Genomic DNA, 3,983 nt, shown 5'->3' with positions numbered 1-3,983 from the left:
CAAAGTTTTGAGATTTATCAATTTATTCACCTAAATCTATAGCGCTATAGTTTCTCTGAGATACTAGACACGCCTAGCTACAGAAAAATTAAAATCAAAAATCAGAAGTAATCTCTCACAAAGTTTTGAGATTTATCAATTTATTTACCTAAATCTATAGCGCTATAGTTTCTCTGAGATACTAGACACGCCTAGCTACAGAAAAATTAAAATCAAAAATCAGAAGTAATATGTGAGAAAGCTAATGAAGAACGCCGGTCTCCAAGCAACGTTGAGATGAATATTTAATGAATATTTTCTACCTATTGCCCATTTCTCATAATTGTGGAAATTCCTGTAAATTTAGATTAATAGGACTTACGCAGAAGCATCATAATATAAATAAGGAGCATCCATTAGGTTTTATGAGAATTGTAAAATTTAGAACTTAAAAATGCGTAATTCCCAATTTGAGATAATATTGAACATTTAACTTGAAAGTTTTGATTCTAATCTGACTGTGCAACCTGTTGACTATACAACTCTCATAGCTTCTTGTTCTGAACTCCGCAACCAATGGCTCCCGGCTAGGTTAGAACAAGTATATCAGCGCGACCGCTTTACCATTTCTTTAGCCCTCCGAACTATCAAAAAACGAGGTTGGCTAGATATTTCTTGGCATCCTCAAGCTGCTCGTATCTGTCTCGGCAACCCTCCGCCTCGTATTCCTGATACATTTACTTTTAGTCAACAACTAAAACATCAGTTAGGTGGGTTAGCTTTAATAGCTATTGCTGAAGTTTCTCCTTGGGAAAGGGTTTTGGATTTTCAATTTGCAAAACGTCCTGGAGAAGCTCCTCTATGGCATCTTTATGTAGAAGTTATGACTAAATATAGTAATGTTATTCTTACCACTGCTAATAATTTGGTTGTTACCTGTGCCCATCAAGTTAATAGTCAACAGTCTAGTGTCCGTCAAATTCAAACTGGTCAACCTTATGAACTTCCACCATCTCTAACTAATCCTATTCCTAACCTCCAAGAAACTCAACAGGAGTGGCAAGAAAGAATTAGTTTAGTTCCTGGTTCATTATGGCGAAATTTAATTAAAAATTATCGTGGTTTGAGCAAGGCATTGATACAACCAATGATTGAAACTGCTGGTCTAGACCCACAAAAATCTACAGATGNCAACAGGAGTGGCAAGAAAGAATTAGTTTAGTTCCTGGTTCATTATGGCGAAATTTAATTAAAAATTATCGTGGTTTGAGCAAGGCATTGATACAACCAATGATTGAAACTGCTGGTCTAGACCCACAAAAATCTACAGATGACCTGACTACTTCAGACTGGGAGAAATTATTTCTACTTTGGCAAAAATGGCTGGGAATTTTGGAAAAATTAGACTTTTATCCTAGTTGGACATCTACAGGATATAGTGTAACAGGTTGGGGAGGAATAGAATCTGTTAATACTGTTAATGAATTACTAAATAGCTATTATACTCAACACCTTAATCAGCAAGAGTTTAGTCAACTCCATCATCAAATTAGTCAAAAACTTAATAGTATTACTGCTAAGTTACAGCTAAAGGCTGATACTTTTACAGAGCGTTTAAAACAGTCGGATGGGGCAGAGTTATTGCGATCGCAAGCCGATCTACTTATGGCCAATCTTCAGGAATGGCAACCAGGGATGAAAAATATCTCCCTTGCAGACTTTGAAACGGGAGAAGCTGTGGCTATAAAATTAGACCCGGAAAAAAATGCCGTCCAGAATGCCCAAAGTATTTATAAAAAGCACCAAAAGTTAAAAAGGGCGCGTACAGCAGTTGAGCCACTTTTGGCAGAAGTTCAAGCAGAAATTGATTATTTGGAACAAATAAAAACTTTTTTGTCTCAGTTAGATATTTACCAAAGTCCTGAAGATTTACAGACTTTGCAGGAAATTCGGGATGAGTTGATTCAACAAGGTTATCTTAATGCGCCAGAACATCATCACCAAGATAATAAAAAGGATACAGAATTTTATCGTTACCAAACTCCTAGTGGCTTGGAATTATTAGTAGGTCGTAATAACCGCCAAAATGACATCTTGACTTTTCGAGTGGCAGGAGATTATGATATTTGGTTTCATACTCAAGAAATTCCAGGCAGTCATGTTTTGTTGCGACTGGATGCTGGAGCAATACCTGATGAGGTTGATCTCCAGTTTGTTGCAGATATGAGTGCCTTTTATAGTCGTGCCCGTCAAAGTGAAGTAGTTCCAGTAATTTATACAAAACCTAAGTTTGTTTATAAACCCAAGGGGGCAAAACCTGGCATGGTTGTTTATAAGCAGGAGCAGGTTTTGTGGGGTAAGCCACAAAGTGCGGAAGTCCACATAAACCAGAAGTCAATTACTCTTGATTTTTAAATTTTTTTAATAAATTTCTCAATAGTTTGTTACAATAAGTACAGAAAACAAAGTGAGACCTAATAACCCGCTAAACGCTGCGAACTTGGGAATGCGTAGCCAGAGGTTTATCTCACAGAAATAACAACGGAAAATATTTAATACCTAGACCAGTTAGTTTTGCTAAATTGGTCTTTTTTTATTTCTTTAATTATACGACAAAAAAAGCTTTTTGTAACACGAGAGCATCTCTAGAGAAAAAATAGTCTTAATAAAGACCAAAATAGTATCAATTATCTCTCATTAGGAGGTTATTAGTAACGTATGATAAATCATAAATCTTTATACCGAGAATTTTATTGGTAATAACTTATGTTACATAATAGTCCAATCGCACTTAAAGAAGAGAAACAATACAATCATCAAGATTACAGATATATACCAGAACTTAATCTTGAAGCTATAAACCAGGAACTTGGCCAAGCAGATGCTCATACTTTGGTGAAGTGGGGATATGAAACTTTTGGGGAAGGTCTAATTATGACTACCAGTTTTGGTATCCAAGCTGCTGTTATGTTACATCTAGTTACAAGTGTTGTACCTAATATTCCTGTGATCTGGATTGATACAGGATATTTACCAGAAGAAACCTATAAATTTGCTGAAGAGTTGACAGAACGACTTAAACTTAATCTTAAAGTATATCAGTCTCCTATTAGTCCAGCTCGGATGGAAGCCATATATGGCAGACTTTGGGCTGAAAAAGATGTTGATTCCCTCAACCGCTATGACCAAATTCGCAAGGTAGAACCCATGCAACGAGCATTGAAAGAGCTTAGGGCGACTGGTTGGTTGACTGGGTTAAGGGGAGACCAAACCAAGCACCGCCAAGGTTTAGATCGGATTGGTCAGCAGTCGGATATATATAAGATTTTACCGATACTTAGTTGGAATGCACGGGATATTTATCAATATTTGACAGCCCACGATTTGCCTTATCATCCATTTTTCGATTTGGGATACACTACTGTGGGAGATTGGCATTCTAGTCGGCCTCTGACTGCTGATGATTCAGATGAACGGGATACTCGTTTTCATGGCCTTAAGCAGGAGTGTGGCCTACATTTACCAGAAACAAAAGCTGAAGCTCAAAGTCTTGATTCTAGTTTATTGTAAGAAGGAAGGCAGAAGGCAGAAGGGAAGAAAAGCAAAATTTTAGGGGTTGTATAAAACCAGGGGAAATAAATTATTAAATGCCGATGTAGATGAATAATGACCCATCTACATCTGGCGTGAGCTTCAGAAAATGAATTTGATGATTGGGTATATAGGAATAGTCGGAAAATTTGATTATCTATCTACATCTGGCGTAAGCTTCAGAAAATGAATTTGATGATTGGGTATATAGGAATAGAAGGAAATTTGATTATCTATCTACATCTGGCGTAAGCTTCAGAAAATGAATTTGATGATTGGGTATATAGGAATAGAAGGAAATTTTCACCACCCATCCACATCCGGCGTGCGCTTCAGAAAATGAATTTGATGATTGGGTATATTAGGAATAGTCAGAAAATTTGATTATCTATCTACATCCGGCGTGAGCTTCA

Annotated in this window: 2 protein-coding genes and 1 pseudogene; all 3 read left to right on the top strand. The window is 36.8% G+C overall.

The genetic code is table 11. The features are described from left to right. Window positions 1–499: 499 nt before the first annotated feature. Window positions 500–1,169, top strand: a pseudogene (locus AFK68_RS07075) (NFACT family protein); the annotation flags it as partial. A 1-nt stretch (window position 1,170) separates the two neighbouring features. Then, window positions 1,171–2,394, top strand: a 1,224-nt coding sequence (locus AFK68_RS07070; RefSeq protein WP_094672150.1) for an NFACT family protein, incomplete at its 5' end; no start/stop codon positions are given. Window positions 2,395–2,745: 351 nt separating this feature from the next. Further along, window positions 2,746–3,549: a phosphoadenosine phosphosulfate reductase gene (gene cysH / locus AFK68_RS07065; RefSeq protein ID WP_094672148.1), complete on the top strand. Its 804-nt coding sequence runs from the start codon at window positions 2,746–2,748 to the stop codon at window positions 3,547–3,549. Window positions 3,550–3,983 lie beyond the last annotated feature (434 nt).

It is taken from the genome of Hydrocoleum sp. CS-953, from assembly GCF_002260545.1.
Classification (GTDB): Bacteria; Cyanobacteriota; Cyanobacteriia; order Cyanobacteriales; family Microcoleaceae; genus Trichodesmium.
This window is presented reverse-complemented; position numbering and strand designations above follow the sequence as displayed.

Excerpts from the sequence above, each read along its gene's own strand:
- cysH (WP_094672148.1), top strand. The coding sequence starts at position 2,746 with ATGTTACATAATAGTCCAATCGCACTTAAAGAAGAGAAACAATACAAT.